The sequence below is a fragment of the Phyllobacterium sp. P5_D12 genome (assembly GCF_054049495.1).
The window spans coordinates 1-1,140 of the sequence record NZ_JBFUMG010000932.1 but is presented as its reverse complement, the minus strand read 5'-3'; the positions used below and the strand labels follow the sequence as shown (position 1 = coordinate 1,140).

Below are 1,140 nucleotides of genomic sequence, written 5' to 3'. Positions count from 1 at the left end.
TCCATCGACGATGTAACGACGGAAGGCGACAAAACGGTCGTCCTGAAGTTGAAGCATCCAGACCCGGCCATCCTTGCTGCGTTGACGGTGTTCAACACTGCGATCTTGCCTCAGAAGGTATTCGAGGCTGCGGCCGGTGCCACCGACGCGGACAAAGCAAAGGTATTTGCCGAGCATCCGGTCAGTTCCGGCCCATTCGTGCTGCAATCCTGGGATCGTGGATCAACGATGAAGCTCGTTCGCAACGAGCACTACTGGGGCAAGGGGGAAGACGGTAAGCCTTTGCCTTATCTTGACGGTGTTACCTTCGAAGTCCTGCCGGATGACGCCACGCGCATTTTGAAGCTGAATTCTGGCGAGATCGACGGGGCGGAATTCATTCCCTATTCGCGCGTCGAAGAATTGAAGTCCGCCGGCAACCTCAATATGGAGCTGTTCCCTTCGACCCGCGTGCAGTATGTCACAATGAATGCACGGCCGCAGATCAAGGGTAAGGACAATCCGCTATCCAATCCAAAAGTGCGTCAGGCAATGAACTATGCCGTCAACAAGGACGCAATCATTGCGATCGTAACGCACGGCGTCGGCAAGCCTCTGACGTCTTACATGTCTTCGGCCACGCCGATGCATACGGGCGACAAGCCACTCTATGCCTATGATATCGAAAAGGCGAAGAGCCTGATGAAGGAGGCCGGATTCGAAAAGGGTTTCGATACGAGCATCCTCGTCCTTGCGGGTAATCAGGACGAAATCGGCATTGCGACTGCGCTACAGCAGATGTGGGCGGAACTAGGCATCAAACTTGAGTTGCAGCAGGTGGACAATGCCACCCGTACCCAGCAATATCGCGATGGCGTTTTCACAATGCGTGAGGCTGCATGGACCGACGATATTGCGGATCCGAACGAGATCACATCGTATTTCGTCTATTCGCCGACCATCGATGCTTTGCACACGGGTTGGAAAAACGAGGAAGCGGACAAGCTCTTCGATGCGTCGCAGAAAGAGATCGATGCTACCAAGCGCGCGGCTCAATACGCTCGCATCCAGGAGATCTATAACGCTGAAGGACCGATCGTGCCGCTCTACGAGACACCCTATCCCGTGGCGCTAAGCAAGAAGGTTCACGGCTTCCTGCAG

Annotated in this window: 1 protein-coding gene; it reads left to right on the top strand. The window is 54.9% G+C overall.

All coding sequences use genetic code 11. The annotated features are described in order from the left end of the window. Positions 1-1,140 (top strand): ABC transporter substrate-binding protein (locus ACXJ5O_RS27750; protein ID WP_457302721.1); only part of this gene is annotated, 1,140 nt, incomplete at both ends.